This is a genomic window from Pseudomonas sp. CG7 (assembly GCF_023701885.1).
Classification (GTDB): Bacteria; Pseudomonadota; Gammaproteobacteria; order Pseudomonadales; family Pseudomonadaceae; genus Aquipseudomonas; species Aquipseudomonas zanjanensis.
This window is the reverse complement of the sequence record NZ_JABAEE010000019.1, coordinates 69,645-87,781: the sequence shown is the minus strand read 5'-3', so window position 1 is coordinate 87,781 and position 18,137 is coordinate 69,645. Positions and strand designations below refer to the sequence as shown.

11 protein-coding genes and 1 pseudogene are annotated in these 18,137 nt (G+C 64.8%); all 12 read right to left on the bottom strand.

The genetic code is table 11. From position 1 onward, the window contains the following. Positions 1–450 precede the first annotated feature (450 nt). Positions 451–1,392 (bottom strand): type VI secretion system-associated lipoprotein TagQ, encoded by a 942-nt coding sequence (gene tagQ / locus HGO40_RS10690; RefSeq protein ID WP_250962955.1) that lies wholly within the window; start codon positions 1,390–1,392, stop codon positions 451–453. A gap of 86 nt (positions 1,393–1,478) precedes the next feature. Next, complete coding sequence (locus HGO40_RS10685; RefSeq protein WP_284739069.1) at positions 1,479–3,206, bottom strand: SUMF1/EgtB/PvdO family nonheme iron enzyme; 1,728 nt, start codon at positions 3,204–3,206, stop codon at positions 1,479–1,481. Next, positions 3,199–4,395, bottom strand: a complete 1,197-nt coding sequence (locus tag HGO40_RS10680; protein ID WP_250962953.1) for an ABC transporter permease — start codon at positions 4,393–4,395, stop codon at positions 3,199–3,201. The genes HGO40_RS10685 and HGO40_RS10680 overlap by 8 nt, the downstream gene beginning before the upstream one ends. After that, complete coding sequence (locus HGO40_RS10675; protein WP_250962961.1) at positions 4,395–5,111, bottom strand: ABC transporter ATP-binding protein; 717 nt, start codon at positions 5,109–5,111, stop codon at positions 4,395–4,397. The genes HGO40_RS10680 and HGO40_RS10675 overlap by 1 nt, the downstream gene beginning before the upstream one ends. Continuing rightward, entirely contained in the window at positions 5,111–8,212 is a 3,102-nt protein-coding gene (locus HGO40_RS10670) for a serine/threonine-protein kinase (RefSeq protein WP_284739068.1), read from the bottom strand. Before HGO40_RS10670 ends, HGO40_RS10675 begins: the two co-directional genes overlap by 1 nt. Further along, positions 8,209–8,940, bottom strand: a complete 732-nt coding sequence (locus HGO40_RS10665; RefSeq protein ID WP_186710243.1) for a PP2C family protein-serine/threonine phosphatase — start codon at positions 8,938–8,940, stop codon at positions 8,209–8,211. The genes HGO40_RS10670 and HGO40_RS10665 overlap by 4 nt, the downstream gene beginning before the upstream one ends. Then, positions 8,941–9,594 carry a type VI secretion system-associated protein TagF gene (tagF, locus tag HGO40_RS10660; RefSeq protein WP_250962952.1) on the bottom strand — a complete coding sequence of 218 codons (654 nt, stop codon included), beginning with the start codon at positions 9,592–9,594 and terminating at the stop codon, positions 8,941–8,943. After that, complete coding sequence (tssM, locus tag HGO40_RS10655; protein WP_250962951.1) at positions 9,591–13,091, bottom strand: type VI secretion system membrane subunit TssM; 3,501 nt, start codon at positions 13,089–13,091, stop codon at positions 9,591–9,593. The genes tagF and tssM overlap by 4 nt, the downstream gene beginning before the upstream one ends. Continuing rightward, positions 13,088–14,398 carry a DotU family type VI secretion system protein gene (locus tag HGO40_RS10650; RefSeq protein ID WP_250962959.1) on the bottom strand — a complete coding sequence of 437 codons (1,311 nt, stop codon included), beginning with the start codon at positions 14,396–14,398 and terminating at the stop codon, positions 13,088–13,090. The genes tssM and HGO40_RS10650 overlap by 4 nt, the downstream gene beginning before the upstream one ends. 9 nt (positions 14,399–14,407) lie before the next feature. After that, a pseudogene (gene tssK / locus HGO40_RS10645) lies at positions 14,408–15,739 on the bottom strand (type VI secretion system baseplate subunit TssK); the annotation flags it as partial. Positions 15,740–15,754: 15 nt separating this feature from the next. After that, positions 15,755–16,261 carry a type VI secretion system lipoprotein TssJ gene (gene tssJ, locus HGO40_RS10640; RefSeq protein ID WP_250962950.1) on the bottom strand — a complete coding sequence of 169 codons (507 nt, stop codon included), beginning with the start codon at positions 16,259–16,261 and terminating at the stop codon, positions 15,755–15,757. Between the two features lie 68 nt (positions 16,262–16,329). Beyond that, entirely contained in the window at positions 16,330–17,844 is a 1,515-nt protein-coding gene (tagH, locus tag HGO40_RS10635; protein ID WP_250962949.1) for a type VI secretion system-associated FHA domain protein TagH, read from the bottom strand. Positions 17,845–18,137 lie beyond the last annotated feature (293 nt).

The following is an 18,137-nucleotide window of genomic DNA, read 5'->3' as shown; positions in this document are numbered from 1 at the left end:
TGCAGTTGTTGGTCGAGCGGGCGTTGGATCATTTGGAAACCAAGGAGATGGCGGCGCCTGGTGCCAAGGGGTAGCGCCTTGCTTTGATGCAAGCTGGGCCGGCGCCATCGCGAGCAAGCTCGCTCCCACAGGGTTCCGTGTCGAACCGAATCTCAAGTTCAACACCAACCCATTATGGGAGCGGGCTTGCTCGCGAAAGCGGAGTATCAGGCGACATTGATACCGACTGAACAGACGCCTTCGCGAGCAAGCCCGCTCCCACAGGGGATTGGGGGTGTTGCGGACATTTCGATCACCCCAAAAACAACTGTGGGAGCGAGCTTGCTCGCGATGGCGGTGGGTCAGTCGACATTGATGCCAACTGAACCGACGCCTTCGCGAGCAAGCCCGCTCCCACAGGTTTCACACAGTGATCACTCCCCAAGGGGATGATCAGCCACCCTCACTCAATCAAACATTCGGGCAAGGAACCGGTGCCCAGTCGCCCAGGTCCGGGTTTTTGCACATGCTGTTCACCTGAGTAGTACCCGCGCTGGCAACCTGCTTGCTTTGATCTTGCTTGGCCTTGGCGTCCTGCAAGGTCTTCTCAGTGGCGACCGCTTCTTTCGGCACGACTGGCAGCTCTTTCTTCTTCGCCGGCGTCACTTTCTTCTTGGTCTTGGTGCTGGTCTGAGCCGCCACAACCTGCGTGGTATCGGCAGTGGCCACGGTCACCACGTCAGTACGCTGCACACCCACTTGCTGCAGGTCTTTCTCGTAGGCCTGGGTGTAGTTGTTCAGGTCTTCGGAGGCTTTGCCGTTGACCGCGACGATCAGGTCGTTCGACTCTTTCAGGCCCGCGACGATTTCCGCCAGGCGCTTGCGGCCTTCGGTGTCGTTGATGGTCTTGGCCTTGCGGTCGGCAACCAGTTTGCTGAACGCGTTCTGGTAGCACTGCTGCGAGGTCTTGGCGTAGGCGGTGCTGCGGTCGATGTCCGAAGCGCTTTTGCTAACGTCGGCAGCGTAAGAGGCGATGCGCATGTTGTCATCGGCGATCTGCTTCTGGCGCTCGGTGTAATAACCGGCGGCACCACCGGCCAAGGCGCCGCCCGCGGCACCGATGGCGGCGTTGCGACCACGATCTTCCTTGTCAGCGGTCAGGGCGCCCAGCAGCGCCCCGCCGACCGCGCCAACGGCCGCACCGGTGACAACCGACTTGGTCATGTTGCCTTCGGTGGCGCGCAAGTGCTGCACCGGCTCGTAGCAGTTCGGGTAGTACTCGACCTTGGTGCTCGACGCGACCTTGGACGTCGGCGACGTGGCGCAGCCGGTCAGTACGGTGCTGAAGCCGACAGCGACCATCAGCAAGTGACGCTTGGAAACCGAAGCCAAAGGTTTACGGGAGAAAAGCATAGTTGTGTTCTCTTTTTAAGTGTTGACCAGCTCAGCACGGCGCTATCGCCGCCTGAGTCCCTTCCAAGCTCGCTGACAACGAACACTCAAGACCGCTGAGCGTTCGATGCGAGCAATTCCTTCAATATCGCCGCCGGGTCGGCTCGTTTATGCTGACGATAATCCCCGACATGACGAACGAATAACGTTGCACGCGCCACCAGGCTCTTGCCCAGCACCGGTTTGCGCTCCAATTCTTCCTTGATGCGCTGAAACTGCGCCTGGATCACGGCATCGGTGTAGCGCGTGCCGGTGGCCAGGTTGTCGATGTAGATCGCCACCGCGCCATCCAGCGCGCTGCGGCCGTTGTCGATGGCCGTGGCGAACAGCGTGGCGCTGGCCTCGTCCTTGGCGTCCAAGGCGGCTTGCCGACTGTTCTGCAGATTGGTCAGGCGAATGTTGTAGTTGTTGACGGTCTCGGCCACCAGGGCCGAGGACTGGATCAGGTTGCCCGCCGCTTCCTCGCGCTGCTGGGCGATGAGCGAGACGTTGCGCTTGAGCTCTTCGTTGACCAGGCCCAGTTCGGCTTGCAGGCGCGGATCGACGCTGGCGGCGATGATGCTGTCCAGGCGCTTGGTCGGGTCGTCGGCATCGTCGATGGCGTCGGTCAGCGACGCGAGCCGCCCCTCTTTCTGCCATTGGGCGAACAATTCCTTGTAGCGCGAACGCGGCGCCGACAACGCGCCGACGGCCACGCGAAAACCGGTGGTCTCGTTGCTTTGCTCGGTGCCATCGGCCGTGAATAACGGGTACTCGCGGCGCATGCCGGTGAACAGCGTGCCCTCGCCTTCCAGGTAGTTGCCGCCCTTGACCACGAAGCCGCCATAGGCGCCCTGGCGGCGCCCGGCATGCACCAACTGGAAGGATTCCTGGACCCTCTCGGCCGCGTTGCCCACCACATCGAACAAGCCGATGGGGTTCGGCAGCTTGGTGCCGATGGGCATCAGCCGGGCCGCCTGGCCAGTGCCGCCGGCGACCTGGTTGAATACCGCCCAATCGGCCAGGGGTCCGTCGCTTTCACTGCCTTCCAGGCGCCGAGGGAACAGGCGCCCTTCCAGGTCCTGACGACTCACAGCTTGGCCGCCACGAGCAGCGAATTCCCACTCGACTTCCGTTGGCAAGCGCACGAACCCCAGCCCGCCGTCTTCGGCGGAGGTGCCGCGACCGCTGACCGGCAGCAGGTCCTTGTGGTATTTCATCAGCCAGGCGCTGTACACCGCCGAGAAGCGCTCGGCCTCGAATTTCGACAGTTTCACCTTGGGCAAACGCCCGGCCACGCCTTGGGGCAACTCGGCTTGCAAGGTTTCGCAGGCTGGCGCCGCTTCGCCGCTGGCCAGTGATTGCGCTTGGGCCATGACCTGGGCGTATTGCCGGGCCGTGACCTCGTACTTGCCAATGAAGTACAGCATCGGCTTGAGCGGCGTCTTGGCGTCGGTCTTGGGCATCAACGGCGTGATGGTCGTGTTCCAGTCCTTGGGCAGGTCCTTGAGGGTGAACTGGCCGTTGATGAAGTCGCGCCGGTAGCCGGAAATGAACGACTGCTGATAGCCCGCCTCGCCTTCGCTGAACGGGTAGCCGAGGCTGATCTCGCGGTCGTCCAGGGTGCCCTGGGCGAGGATGTAGACGTAGCGGAACACCATCTGGCCTTCGCACGGCAGCGGCAGGCTGACGTCGTCGGGCAATGGCTTGGGGTTGTCCAGCTTGTCCGTGGCCTCATCAGCCCATGTCAGGCTGGCGAGGCTCAGCGCCACGGCGGCGCCTAATAACTTATACATCGCGAATTCCTTCACACGCCTGGATGCGCGCCACTCGCCAGCCGCCGCAAGCCGCCGCGACGGCGCTGACGCCGAGCACGGCCACCAGGGCCAAGGTGTAGTGACGCACCAACAGATGACTGGCGTATTCGCCGGGCATCTGTGCAAATAAATAATTCAGGCCTGACTGCGCCAGGCCATACAGGCCGGCACTCAGCAGGGCCGCAAACGTGGCGCTGTAGAGCGCCTGCAACACCACGAACAGCAACAGCGCCGCGGTGGAAACCCCCAACAGGCGCAACACCGACAATTCCCGACGCTTACGCTCGACCGCCGCCAAGGCACCGGCAAAGATCGCCGCGAACGCGCCGGCCAAGGCCAACCCGGCGATGATCCAGAACACGATCGACAGGTTGCGGCTCAACGATTGCACTTGTGCGATGGTCTGGGCCTGGGTCGATACCAACAGGTTCTGCCCGGCGAAATACTGCCGCAGCGGCTCGACATCGCCGAGGCTGCGAGCATACAAGCGAAACGCCGGATACACGCGCTGCCCGGCCTCGCCCACCGCATCGCCCGGCCAGCCGAACGCAGGCACGGCGCGGCCGTCGCGGTAATCCTCCGCCGCCTCCAGCAACGCCAGCGGCGCGAACAGGCCGTCCCGGGCGAAGGCTTCCAGTGGCAGCACCTGCAGCACCTGCACGCGGGTGCGCTGGGCCTCGCTGCGACCGGCCACCTGCCGGCCGAAACTGGCCTGCAGCCAATCCCCCGCCTTGGCCCCGAGTTTTTCAGCGGCGGTCTGGCTGAGCACCACTTGATCCAAGCCTTGGGGCACCGGCAAGTGATCGAACAACGGATCGTTGGCCGCGGTGGGAATCATCTCGACCGTGACAGCCGACGCCTCGCTGCTCAAATCCGCCGTGGCGGCGATCTGCCGGGTGCGCGGCAAGGCAAAGGCCACATCACCGCGCTGGCTCAATTGTTCGACGAATTCGGCACTGAAGCGACCGCCGCCCAAGGGGATGATTTCCCGGGTGGCCGGGTCGTTCTGCAAGCGCTCGGTCAGGCTGCTGACCAGGCCGAACTTCAGGCCGATCAGCACCAGCAACGGCGCCACCACGGCCACCAAAGCCAGCACCGAGCAGGCCGACAGCCAGGCATCGTTGCGGTAATCCTTCCAGGCCAGGGAAGCCAACAGCGCGCCGCGCATCAGCAAGCCTCCCCGAGCGTGGCGGTGACACCGCCGTCGGCATCGCGACGGCAACTGATGCGCCGTACCTGCAAACCGCTGGCCCGGGCCAGCGCTGCGTCGTGGGTGGCAACTACGCAGCAGACGCCGTGTTCGCGGGCCTGGGCCACCAGCAACTGCATGACGCGCTCGGCGTTCAGCGGGGCGAGGGCGGCGGTCGGCTCATCGGCCAGCAACAGGCGTGGGCCGTGGGCCAACGCCCGGGCACAACTGACCCGCTGGCGTTGGCCCACGGATAAGTCCGCCGGTTTCTTGTCCAGTTGATCGGCAATGTCCAACTGCCCAGCCAGGCGCGTCACGCTAGCGTCATCCTTCAAGCCCAGCAATTTGCGCGACAACGCGATGTAGCCACGCACATCCAAAAAACCCAGCAGGCCGCCGGTTTGCAGAACATAACCCAGGTAACGGCTGCGCAGCTCGGCCAAGGTGCCCTGTTGCGACGCACGCCACAATTTGGCGATGTCCAGCGGCGAGTCGGCGGGCGTGAAATCGAACTGCCCGGCCTGATCCGGCGCCAACACCAGCGCCAACATATCCAACAAGGTGCTCTTGCCACAGCCGCTGGGGCCGACCACCGCCAGTTGTTCACCGCCGCGCAAATGCAGCCGTGGAATCACCAGGCTGTAGCGCTGGCTGCCGGCGCCCCGGCTTTTGTGCACGGCGTTCAGGGTCAGCATCACGGCAGCGTCGACAACGGAACGCGGTACAAGGCGTCGCCCGGCTCGGCGTCGCCGAAGCGCACCCAGTTGGCGAGGTCGTTGTGGAAGGTTTCGTAGAGGCGGATTTTCGAATCCAGCTCGTCGATGAAATCTTCCTGCTCGGCCACGCTCAAGGACAGCCACAGGTCCTGGGTCATGTTCAGCGACTTGCTGCGGTACGGCAGCCCTTCCAGGTACTCGCCAAGAATCCCGCCATCGGCGAGGTTGCCGCCTTTGCGCAGGGCCGACGGGTCGCGGCTCATGTAGGCACTGGCACTGGCGATTTCCTGGAAGAAATCCTTGGGCGAGCTCTGGGTCTTGCGAGCCGCGTCGACGATCAGCTTCAGCGACTGCTGCAGGTCGTTGAGTTGCAGCTTGGTCAGCATCACGCAGACCTGGAACGCCGGCAGCGCCGGGTTGGTCAGGTCGCGGTCGGCGGTCCAGGCGCTGACCAGTTGCGGCGCCTGGCTGGCGGATTTGCGCCCCAAAAAGTCCATGTGCATCGCGTAGCCGACCGCCGCCGATTTATCGGCCAGGCTCGGCGCGGCGCTGAGCAGCGGCACGCTTTGCGGCTTATTGCTGCGCACCTGGTGCACCAGGTCGGCGAACACCGAGCCGATCTCGTCGACCCGCTCGCCGAATTTGCGCACATCCGCGCCGGGCACCGGAATGTACAGGTCGCCGATCTGCGGGTTGGCGTCGGCGGTCAGGATCCGGTATTGGCTCTGGGCGCCGGCATGAGTTTTCTTGCCCGCGTCGCTGAGCAGGTGCAAGGCATAGATCTTGATTTGCTTGCCCAGCGCCGCCTGGCGCACTTCGGCCTCGTTCATTTGCGTGGCGGCAAACGGGTCGTTCTTGCGCAGGGCGCCGGCGTCGGTGACCAACAGGATCAAGCGCCCGCCGTAACCGGACCAGTCCATGGCTTCGACGGCCTGCATGACCCCGGCGAACGCATCTTCGTTGAACGAATGGCTCGACACCGTCGAGGCCTTGACCTGCCGCGCCAGCTCCATGAAGCGTTGCGGGTCACGGCCCTGTTCGAGGGTGATCAAGGTCTTGGCGACGTATTCCAGGCCCGGGGTTTTCTGGATGCTGCTGCGGAAACCCACCATGCCGAAACTGACACTGTCCAACTCGCCGCGCTCGGCGATGCGGGTTTGCAGTTGATGGACCACATCGCGCACCTGATCGATGTAGGGCTGCATCGACACGGTGGTGTCCACCACCAGCACTACGGCGGTGCGGAATGCATCGGCGTTGGCAGTGGTGATCGGCGTGTTGTTGTTCGAAGCCCTGGGCGTGTTGCCTGGGTCGATGGAGGCGACATTCAGCAACTGCACCGGCTGGCCGTTCTCATCGAGGCTCTCGCGGGAATCGAAGATCGGCAACAGGTAGAACTGGCTCTGCGGCACGGCGCTGGCGGCCGGTTCCAGGGCCAGCACTTGTTGATCTTCCTGGGGGCTCTGCTGGGCCTTGAGCAGCACGTTCTTGGCCGCCGAAGGGTTAGCCAGGAGTTTTTCCACCTCGCCGGGCTGACGCAGGAACATCACCGGCGCACGGCCGGAACGTTCAGTGAACTTGCGCACCAGGCTCTGCTTCCAGTCGCTGTCCTGGGCAGCGGGCAACCAGCCGTCGCTGCGCCCATCGGTGGCCGCGCCGACGCGAACCCAGGCGCTGCCATCCACGTCCTTGCGCTGGTACACATACAACACCGAGAACGCTGGCAGCGCCTTGCCCGGTGCGGCGCCCGGCGTCTCGGCGAGTTTCGCCCCTGGCTTGCTGAGCACGCGCTGGAACAGGGTTTTCTTGCCGGCCATCAAGAGCGGACGCTGGCCGCCAGCGGCCGCGGTCGCCACGGGGGGCTGAGCCGCAGGGACGACGGGCGGTTTGACCGCCGGCACTTCCGGGGCCTTCGGCGGCTTCACTTCCGGTGGCTTGACCGAGGTGTTCGTGGCCACGGGCGTCTTCACGTCCTTGCCATCGTCACCGGCCAACCACCAATAACCCGCGCCACCCAACGCCAGCGCCACGGCGACCGCAACGGCGGCCAGGGCGAACACCGGACCCTTGCGCTGCTCCGACACCGAGGATTGAACCGTCGGTTTTATCGGCGGCGGAACGGGTTTGGACTGCGGTTGTGACGGCGGAGGGGAATAAGCCGGGCCGCTCGGAATGTCGATGGACATGGGCGTCAAGCCCGCCAAGTCATCCACCGCCGGCGGCGCGACAGGCAGTTCAAACGACAACGGCCGGATCAGCGTCGCTTCCGCCGATGCCTCAGGCAGGTTATCCAACGCCCGCAGCAACGCCGCCGCGTCCGGGAAACGCTCCGCCGGGTCCTTAGCCAGCAACTTGCGCAACACGTCCTGGTAACGGCCGTGATGCACTGGTAACTCCGGCAACGGCTCGGTCAGGTGCGCCAGGGCCGTGGAGAGTGCGTCGTTGCCGGTGTACGGCAGTTTGCCGACGAGGATTTCGTAGAGCACCACGCCCAGGGCATACAGGTCGGCGCGGCCGTCGATGTCTTGCCCACGGGCCTGTTCAGGGCTCATGTAGCTCGGCGTACCCACAGCAAAACCAGCCTGGGTGAACTGAGTGCGGTCGTCGAGGGACTTGGCGATGCCGAAGTCCGAGAGCACCGCCGTGCCATCGGCGCGGAACAGGATGTTGGCCGGCTTGACGTCACGGTGGACCAGACCCAGCCCGTGGGCATAACCCAATGCCGAAGCGATCTGGCGAATGTAGGTCAGGCCCTGCTCCGGCGTCAGGCCCGCGGCGATGCGTTCCTTGAGCGTGCCGTTGGGCAGGTATTCCATCGCCATGTAATACAGCTCACCGACGTTGCCGATGTCATGGATGGTGACGGTGTGCGGATGCGACAAGCGGGCCAGGGTCTTGCCTTCGCGCAGGAAACGCTCGCAGAAGGTCGGGTCGGCGGCCAGGGCGGCGGCCATGACTTTCAACGCCACCTTGCGCTCCAGCGAACGCTGGGTCGCCAGGTACACGCTGGCCATCGCACCTTCGCCGATCGGCCCTTCGATGTCGTAGCCGGGGATGACAATGTTCAGGGTCAAGCTCATGACGGCACCTTCACGACCACCACGGTGATGTTGTCTGGCGCGCCGCGCATCAGGCCCAGGGACACCAGGCTGCTGGCGATTTCGCCGGGCTCGTCGTGGCTCAACACTTCGCGGATTTCATCGTCCTCGACGGTCTTGGTCAGCCCGTCGCTGCACAACAAGTAGCTGTCGCCAGGCACCAGCAGCAGTTCGGTCAGCGCCACGTTCAGTTGCGCCTCGACGCCGATGGCCCGGGTGACGATGTTGGCCCGAGGATGCACGCGCGCCTCGGCTTCGCTGAGCAGGCCGCTGTCCTGCAAGTCCTGGACATAGCTGTGGTCCCGGGAGATACCTTCGAGCACGCCGTCGCGCAGGCGATACAAACGGCTGTCACCGGCCCACAGGCACATGCCACGCAGGTCGCGAACGGCCAGCACCACCACAGTGCTGCCCATCATCGTCACGCCACGGTTGGCGGTTTCCTCCCGCACGGCGGCGTTGACCCGCAGCAGGTCGCTTTGCAGCGCCGCAACGTATTCGTCCAGCGAGCGCCCCACGGCAATGCCGCGCAAGCTGTCGACGATCAGGCTGCTGACGTAGTCGCCCGCCGCGTGCCCGCCCATGCCGTCGGCCACGACCCAGAGGCCGTTTTCCGGCAGGTCCAGGCAGGCGTCTTCATTGACCTGGCGGACCATCCCGACATGGCTCTTGCTTGCAGACTTGATTGCTTTTCCGGCACTTGGACGCATCTACACAACACCTTCTTGGCCGAGCAAAAATTGCGCAAAATCAGCCGCCGCCGGCAATCCCTGGCAGCGCATCAAACCCGGGGCAATGCGCTCCGATCCCTGGCCCCACCACAGGCTCACGCCTTCACAGGCCGCCTCGGCCAGGGCGCTCATGCGCCGCTGCGGGTCGCTGGCATCGAAGCGATGCAGGCTGGCGAAACGGCTGCTCGGCGTGCGCGGCAGGTACATCGGGCTGCCGAGCGTTTCCAGTTGTTCGTTGAACGCCTCGAAACTGGCCTCGACACGCAGGGTGCTCAGCAACAGGTTCTCGACCCGCTCGAACCACTCGTCCGCACCGCCCACCACCGAGGCCGGGTCCGCGTCGGGCTCCAGCAGCACGGCAATGGTCAGCGGGAAATAACGACCGACCCGATCGATGCTCGGCATCACCACCCCAACAGCGGCGTCCGGGCCACACACCCCCGGCGCGACCATGAAGCGCCACAACGGGCTGACCAGATAGGCGTCCAGCCAGCGCTCGCCGAGGCTGGTCTGGCTGGCGAGCAAACCCGCCGCCAGCCACGAATCCCACGGGCCGATAAAGCCCTGGGGCAAACCACGGCTGACGAAGTCACCGCGGCTGGCCAACTTGCCGTAGAAGCCCGGTGTACTCATAGCCGCTCCGGCAGGCTGAAGCCGCTGAGCACCCGGCTCTTGAACGGGTTGAAGGCGCTGTTGGCCCGCAGCTCATAAGAGGCGCTGGCGCCATCGACCCGCAGCCGCAGGTTGAAGCGATCCGGCGAGTTGCCGGCGGTCAGGTCTGATTGTTCCAGCAGGCGGACCCATGCCCACGGCCCATCCAGGGTGATGCCGGAGCGACCGTTGGACGACGGCGGCATGATCGAGATCCGCACCACGCCAATGCTGCCCGGGTTCGGCCACTGCATGGCGGTCGGGCGGCTCGGGCCGTGGTCGTAGCTCAGTTGCTGGCCGTCGAGGTCGAGCAGGAACTGGGTGATGGTCGAGTCCATCGCCACCGGCTTGAGTTCGAAACGCACCATCGGCTGGGTGCCGCCGGAACGGAAGAACGCGTCGCGGATGGTCGCCGCGCGCTGGAAGGTCTGCAGCACGCCGGGGGCGATGCCGAGCTTCTGCGCTGCGCCCGGCTGCCAGCGCCAGGTCGGGGTCGAGGTATCGACGTAAGGTTGCAGGTACTTGCGGAAGTAGTTGTCCATCACCCCGCCGACGCCGAAGAACTGGCCGAAGTCATCCAGGGTCGCGTCCCGCGCGCTGCCCGGCGACATCGGATAGCGCCCGGCCAGGGATTGGCGATAGATGATCACCACTTCGCTGGTCCAGGCGGCGTTCAGTTGATTGCGCACCCCGCCCATCATGCTGTTGGTGGTGGAGTTGACCACCGACTTGACCAGGCCCTGCACCAGCGGCGGCTGGCGTTCGGCGTTGAGGCTGACGCGGGTGGCGGCGGCCGAGGCCTGGTTCTTGGCTTCGCCGAGCAAGGCGTCGCCGCTGGCACCGACCATGGCGCTGACCTGCACGTACAAGGCGTTCATGTCCGCCAGCAAGCCGTCGATGGCTGCCGGCTCGCCTTCGCTTTTGCTGACGATGCTGTTGAGTTCGGCGAAGTGCGCGGTGATCGGGTCATCGCTTTGCGCCGGTGCGTTTTGCGTCGCCTGCTCCTGGCCGAGCAAGCTGCCCAGGCGTTCCTTGAGCTTGTCCACGCCGCCTTCCACCGGTGCGCCTTGGGCGGCCAGCAGGCGCTCATCCTGTTGCAGGTCGGTTTCCTTCGCCACCGCCACCAGCAGCTTTTTCAACGGTGAGGTCGGGCCGGAAATCACCCGCAGCACATCGGCGGCCTGGGCCACGCTGGTGATCGGCACGAAGTCGATGTCGGCCAGCAAGGCGTCCCATTGGCGCAGATAGTCCTGGAAGTACAGGCGACGCACGTCGGCGGCCAGGCTGGCGACGTTCTGCTGGTCGGCCTCTTCGTGGCCCAGCACCCATTGCTCTTCGGCCAGGGTGCCGGTCTGGCTCAGGCTGCTGAGCAAGAAACCCTGGCGGTAGCCCTTGACGGTGAAGAACCCGCTCAAGGGTTCGCCCAATGGCTTGCCGCTCTTGCGGCTGAACACCAGCGCGGCGTCACGCCCGGCGGCTTCGTTGATGCGGAAGTCCGGGATGCCTTCGGGCAGTTTCTGCCGCTTGATCCGGTCATAGACCCGCTGGGCCACCGGCAATTGCTGCAACTGGCGGCGCAGGTCTTCGACCAGGCGTGGGTCAAGGCGCGCGAGGGGCGGACGCCGCTCGAACAGCGCCTGCAACTGCCCGGTCAGGGCCTGGCGCTGCTCGGCTGGCAAGTCCCGCGGCAGGCTGCGGTCCCAATCCAGGGCGATCCAGGCCTTGATGAAATCGGCGTCGTAATGCTCGGTGTCGGCGAGCATCAGGTAGGCCTTCAAGCCTTCGTAGAGGAAATCCGAATTGCCACCGCTGTGCAGTTGCTCTTCGATGCGCGTCAGCAGGCGTGGCGCGAACACCGCGATCAGCAGCTTGCGATAGACGCTGCCGGACTCGGCTTCAAGCATGTCACCCTGGTACAGGCCCAGGCCTTCGGCCCAGCTCGGGGCGTCGTCGGCCAGGTGCTTCACGGCGTTGAGCAGCGGCAACACCGCGAGGACATCCCGTTGTGCCGGGCTGAGGTTCTGCACGGTCTGGCCCAATGGCGCGACCTTCTGATCGACCTGGGCGATGTAGGCCTGGTTGGCCCGGTAGCTGACCCACCACAACGTGCTGACCACCAGCACCAACACCACCGTGGAGGCCAGCACACCGCGAGCGATCCATTTACGCCGACGCTCGACTTTCGGGTCGACGCCCACCAACCCGCGTTCGGCGAAAGCCACGGCGGTGAAGAGTTTTTCGATGAAGTAGCTGCGCCCGGTGCCGGTCTGGCGCGCCAGGTGCTGGCGGTCCAGGTTCATGCTCTGGGCCATGGAGCCGATCAGGCGGTCGATCGGGCTGCCTTCCTGGGTGCCGCTGGTGAAATACACACCGCGCAGCAACACCCGCTCTTCGAAGGCGTTGGGTTTGAACACGCCTTCGAGGAAGCTTTGCAGGCAATCCTTCAAGGCGCCGAACTGCTGCGGGAAGCCGTAGATCAGGTCACGCCGCGCCGGGTCACGCTCTTGTTGCAGGCGCTCCACCAGGCGGTCGTTGAGGCGCTGCTCAAGACCGGTGAATTCGCTTTGCAGGTGCGCCAGCGGGCTGTCGTTGCTCTTGCCGTCGTCCAGGGCGAAGGTCATGCCCCAGACTTGGGCGCGCTCTTCCTTGCTCAGGGTGTCGAAATACTCCATGAACCCGGGCACGAGGTCGAGCTTGGTGAGCATCAGGTAGATCGGGAAGCGCACGCCCAGTTGGGTGTACAACTCCTGGATTCGCAAGCGAATCGCCGCGGCATGGGCGGCGCGCTCGGCGTCGCTGCCCAGCAGCAGGTCGGACAGGCTGATGGCGATGAACGCCCCGTCAATCGGACGTCGGGCCCGTTGTTTTTTCAGCAGGCCGAGGAAGCCCAGCCACGCGGCCTTGTCGATGGTCGCGTCGCTGTCCTGGGTGGTGTAGCGGCCGGCGGTGTCGAGCAGGACCGCCTGGTCGGTGAACCACCAATCGCAATTGCGCGTACCGCCGACACCGCGCACGGCACCGGCGCCCAATTGCGCGGCCAGCGGGAAATGCAGCCCGGAGTTGACCAGGGCGGTGGTCTTGCCCGAACCCGGCGGGCCGATGATCACGTACCACGGCAGCTCGTAGAGGTTACGGCGCTCGTCGCCGCCCAGCTTGGCTTTCTTGAGCAAGGCCAAGGCTTCGTCCATGCGCTGGCGCAGGGTTTCGAGTTCTTCGGCGGTGGCGATGCTGGTCGGGTCCGGCGGGGTTTGCGCGGCCAGGCTGCGCATCACTTCGGCGGCCTGACGGCGGGCCTGGATGATGCGGAACAATCGGTAGGCGATCCATACCGCGAACACCAAGATGATCAAGGCCCAGCGCCGGCCTTCGGGCACCAGCCAATCGAGCAGCGGGCCAACGAACCAGATGATCAGGCTCAGGGCGATCAGCCCCAGCAATGGGATGACCCAGCGGGTCATAAAACTGAAACACGCCTTCACTCGGCCCCCTCCGCCAATACTGTGATTTCAACCCGACGATTGCGCGCACGCCCCTCTGTGGTGGCGTTGGACGCCAGCGGCTCGGTGTCGCTGCGGCCTTCGGCGCTGAAGCGCTCGGGCTGGCCGGTCTTGGCCGAGAGAATTTGCAGCACCGATTGCGCCCGCGCTTCGGACAACGCCCAGTTGGACGGGAACCGGAGGGTGGCGATCGGCCGATTGTCGCTGTGGCCGGTGACCAGGACCTGACCCTTGACCTTGCGCACCGCATCGGCGATGCGCAGCATCAATGGCTGGAAATCGTCCTTGATGCTGGCGCTGCCCGAGGCGAACAGTTCATCGCCACGGATGGTCACCACCGAGCGGTCGACGGCATCTTCCACCGCAATGCGGTTGGCGCGGATTTCGTCGGCGAGGAAGCCGGCCAGGCGTGGGCGCTCGATCACTTTCGGCTGCACCACGGGGCGGTCGATGGTCTGCACCGGGATCTCACCGAGGAAATGAATGTTCTTGAACACCGGCTCGGCATCGGAGGCCAGTTTCATGCGCAGGCCGAACAGCAACGCCAGCAGCAGCGCCACGCCAATGGCCACGGCGATCCACGGCGGCATGAATTGCGCCAGCCGATCACGGGCCACGGTGACACCGCGCCAGTGCGGCGACAGCTCGCGCTCGTAGTCGCCCCGGGCGCTGCGGATCACCGCGCTGGTGCGCTCACGCAACGCTTCCAGTTGGCTGCGACCGTCGTTCATTACCCGGTAGCGCCCTTCGAAACCGAGGCACATGCACAGGTACAATAGCTCCAGCAGGTACAGCCGCTCGCGGGGGCTTTGCAGGCAATGCTCCAGCAACTGGAACACCTTCTCGCCGCCCCAGGCTTCGTTGTGCACGGTGATCAGCAGGCTTTGCTTGCCCCAGTCGCTGGTGCCGCCCCATGGGGTACTCAACACCGCTTCGTCCAGGGCGGTGCACAAGGCGTAGCGGGCCAGCAACACATCGTTGCGCACCACGCCGGCGGCCTCGGCGCGCTCTTCGAATTGGCGCAGGTAGGCCAGCAGTTGCGCACGCAAACTCGCCGGCGCCGGGTGGGCGATGGTGTTGCGCAGGCGCGTCAGCAGGGCCAGCAACGGACCGGCGGCGCTTTCCAGCGGGTTGAGGCCCTGGGCCTTGCCGGTCAGGACCGGCGCGGCCGGCATCGACAGCGGCGCGGACGCCGGCGCAGGCTGGGGCCGGCCAGGGTCCGGGCGAAAGGGATCGGCGCCACGGCCACCGGGCGTCGGCATGAACTGGGTACGATCGTCGTTGCTCATCGCGGTGTATCCTCGGATCGCCCAGAACGCCAGGTTCAGCCCTGGGAACTGGCCGGCGATGTGGAACGCAAAGCCGCCGGAGTTGCTCAACTGCTGCCAGTGGTCACTGCCCCGGTCGAGTTCGTAGTAGGTGGAACCGGCGTGGTACGGCAACTGCCGTGGCGCCACCGGCAACGGCAACAGGCCGATGCCCGGCAATTGCAGATTGACCAGGTCGCGGATGTGCTCCACCGACCCGACCTTGCTCTGCTGGCCGAAGCGGCTGCGCAGGGTTTCGGCCGGCACGTCGGCGCGTACCACCAGGATGAAGCTGGCGCTGTCGAGCAGGGTCTTGTCGGCCAGCATCGCCACGTGGATGCCGTAGGCTTTTTCGACAATCGGAATCGGCGTCGCCTTGCTGTCGATCAGCATCGACAGGGCTTCGCGCAGGGCCTGCATCACTGGCGCGTAGCTGAGCGCCAGGTCATCGTGCTGGTAAGGCGGGTACTGTTGCGGTCGTCGCCCGGAGGCGGTGAACGTGGAGAACTCCCCGGCCAGGCTCACCAGTTCGCTGTAGAAACGCTCAGGGTGCAGCGGGCTCAACTGGCTCAGGTGCTGGATCAGCGGCTGGGCACGGTTGACCAGTTGCAACAGCATGAAGTCGGCAATTTCCGAGGCGCCACCGGCGCCCGACGCCACCACCCGCCCGGCCAGGGCTTCGCCACGCTGGTGCAACAGGCCCAGCAGTTCGCTGCGGAATGCCGCCAGCGGTTTCGAGGCGATGACGTCCAGCAGCGGCGGGATGTAGTTGTCGTCGAGCACCAGCGCACGGTCGGCGCGTTTTTCCTTGATGCGCACCACGCCGATGGCGGCGTAGTCGCCGATGCCATCCTGTTCGGTCAACAACCGCAGCGCCCGGGAGCCGAGGGCCACCGGCGCGCGGTTTTCGAACGGTGCGTTGTCGTCGCGCACTTCGCAGACCTGGCTCACATACCGCGCAGCGCCGAGGTCTTCGCCTTCATCCACGGTGTCGCGGGCACCGGCACGCTTGAGTGGCAAGGCCAGGTACACCAGGCCATCGCGCAGGTTGTCATCGACGTTCAGCGGGGTTGGCGCCAGGTCATCCTGGGGAATATTGAACGGCGTACCGTCCGGCAACAGGCCCCGCGCCGAAATGATCGCCAGCTTGCCCTGGGCCAGCAGGCCCTGGTCGATCAGCAATTCGGAAAAACCCCAGGCGCCGGCCGACAACGGGCGGCTGCGGGCGTCGATGAGGTTTTCCAGGTAACGGTCATGCTGTTGGAAGTGCTGCGTTCCAATGAACATGCCTTCCGACCAGACCACGCGATTGTTCCAGGACATGGGGGCTCCGATTGCTTATTGGGCAGGGCTGGATGGGGGAACGACGACGGCGCTGCGCACGGCGCGCACATCGAGGCTGATCTGGTATTCGGTGTATTCGCGCGCCGGGACATTCATCACCGTGCGCCACAGCGACTGGTCCAGCTCGCGATAGCCCACCAGTATTCCAATGTGCCGCGTGGCCGGGTCGAGGTCGCGTTGCAGGCTCAATTGCTGGCCGGGCTGGATCAGCACCTCGTCCTGGTCGATCAGGTCGGCGCCCAGCGTGGCCTGGGCCCGTTCGGCCAGGGCGAAATAATCGGAGCGGCCGAAGGTCGCGGCATTTTTCAGTTCGAAAATGCGCACCCGGACCGGGGCCGGTTGGCCGGTGGCGCCGGGGTTGAGGCCGGCAATGGCATGGAAATGCAGCTCGCTGGCGGCGGTGTCGGCCTCAGCGTCTTCGGGCTGGGGGTTGGCCGCATCCTTGGCGCACGCCGTCAGCAGAAGCGCGGTGGCGACTGCGAGTAAAAACCTGGGAATCATCCTGCGTCCTCAATGACGTTTGAGCTATCCGTTGTGGGCTTATCAGTATTGTTATTAGGCGACGCCGCTCAACGGCGTCGCTGTCGCGTGCTGTGTTCTTCGTAGGCGCGACTGAACTCACGACCGAACAGGTCCTGGAAATCCTCCTGGGCTTCCCGGGAAATGTTGCTGTAGAGCTCGGTGAACTGCTGCCAGTACTGGGCCTGTCGCGAGCCGCTGAAAATACCCGACAGGCCGCCGGGCTTGGCCATGCGCTCTTCCAGTTGCGACGGCTCGAAGCGCCCCAGCAAATGCTTGATGGCCGCCTCAACACCGGCCATCACCGCCAGCTGGTGGGCGCGCAAGTCATCGAAACTGTCGCGCACCGCCGCGTCCGGGGCCATGAACGCCTGGTTGCCGTGGCGCAACAGCAACAACAGGGCTTCATCGACATTGGGGGCGAACTTCAGCGGGTTGTTTTCCACCGGCTGGAGCATCGTCTGCTGGATACGGAATTCACCCTTGAGGCTGCTGCGGGCGCGCAGGACATCGATCAGGCCTTCGACCATCAAGCGATAACTGCGCCCGATGTTTTCCATCTGCGCTACGGCGTTGGCCTTGTCCAGGCGCAACTGGTCCAGCCCGGCACCGCGCAGGAAGGCTTGCAGCAAGTCGGGCTGGGCAGACTCGGCCGGAGCAGTCGGAGTCACTGGAGCAACCGGGGTAACCGGAGCAACTGGCGCAACTGGCGGTGCGACCGGAGGCTCGACGCGGGTGACCGACGCTTCAGGCACGGGGGCCGGCGGCGGTGTAATGATTTCAGCAAAGATGTCGGCGAGCGGCGGCTGCGCAACAGGCGTCGCGACTGGTTCGACCACCGGCGGTAACGGCACCGGCGGCGGGGCCACGGGCAGCGGCGCAACCGCCACCGGCGCAGGCTTGTCGCTGAACGGGTCCCAGTCGTCCGGAATCACCGAGGCGGACGGCGCTATCACCGGCGGCGGGCTCGGCTGGGCAATCGGCGTCGGCGGGCGGAAATTGTGTTGCTCGGCCGGGACATGGTCAGGCTGGGTGGCCGGCGGGACGCTGCTCGGGGCCAAGAAATCGAACAGGTCCGGCAGGGTGTCCATGGCCGACACACCCTGGAAATGCGCAGGCACCTGAACCGGTGACGGTCCGGGAATCGGAGACGGCGCATACGCCGGCGCGCTCTGTTGCCCCATCAAGGCCTCGAAACTGCTGGGGGACTCGGCGAACGGGTTGCTGTCGGTGACCGGCAGGCTGAAATCCACGCGGGCCTGGATTTCATAATCACCGATGCGGATCACTTCGCCGTCTTGCAGGGGTTCGCTGTTGCCCTTGCGCAGGCGCACGCCGGCCTTGACCAATTCCACACCATTGGTGCTGTTATCGGTCAAGTAATAACGCCCGTCTTTGTATTGGATAACGCAATGTTTACCGGAAACCAGCCGCTCGGGGTCCGGTAATACCCAGTCATTATCGGAATTGCGGCCAATTGCCATCACCCCCTGGTCCATGGACTTTTCAGAACACTGGCCTGGGGTAATTTTGTGATAACTAGTGATAGTCAAACACAGCGGCATCTTGCCTCCTTGCTGAATACTTCGCGCGCGGGCGGGAGTGAGGGTTTGAGGCCCTGACGACCCGCCGGCAACCTTGCCAACAACCGTGGGAACGGCTTTTTGCCAGCATGATTGCTGATCATAACCGGCTTGCGTGACAAAAACCCCACGTCAGTTGCCGCTTCGACCGGTGGGTCGGGCAGGCTGTTAAGCGCATCACAACTGTTACATAGGGCATACACAGGCGAAATAGCTTACCTTGACAAGCGATAAGTACTACACCAAAAATGCACAACTTCTTGAATATACATGAT

Coding starts and splice junctions, on each gene's coding strand:
- HGO40_RS10650 (WP_250962959.1), bottom strand. CDS start 14,398: ATGAGCAACGACGATCGTACCCAGTTCATGCCGACGCCCGGTGGCCGT.
- tagH (WP_250962949.1), bottom strand. CDS start 17,844: ATGCCGCTGTGTTTGACTATCACTAGTTATCACAAAATTACCCCAGGC.
- HGO40_RS10685 (WP_284739069.1), bottom strand. CDS start 3,206: ATGTATAAGTTATTAGGCGCCGCCGTGGCGCTGAGCCTCGCCAGCCTG.
- HGO40_RS10675 (WP_250962961.1), bottom strand. CDS start 5,111: ATGCTGACCCTGAACGCCGTGCACAAAAGCCGGGGCGCCGGCAGCCAG.
- tagQ (WP_250962955.1), bottom strand. CDS start 1,392: ATGCTTTTCTCCCGTAAACCTTTGGCTTCGGTTTCCAAGCGTCACTTG.
- HGO40_RS10670 (WP_284739068.1), bottom strand. CDS start 8,212: ATGAGCTTGACCCTGAACATTGTCATCCCCGGCTACGACATCGAAGGG.
- HGO40_RS10680 (WP_250962953.1), bottom strand. CDS start 4,395: ATGCGCGGCGCGCTGTTGGCTTCCCTGGCCTGGAAGGATTACCGCAAC.
- HGO40_RS10665 (WP_186710243.1), bottom strand. CDS start 8,940: ATGCGTCCAAGTGCCGGAAAAGCAATCAAGTCTGCAAGCAAGAGCCAT.
- tssJ (WP_250962950.1), bottom strand. CDS start 16,261: ATGATTCCCAGGTTTTTACTCGCAGTCGCCACCGCGCTTCTGCTGACG.
- tagF (WP_250962952.1), bottom strand. CDS start 9,594: ATGAGTACACCGGGCTTCTACGGCAAGTTGGCCAGCCGCGGTGACTTC.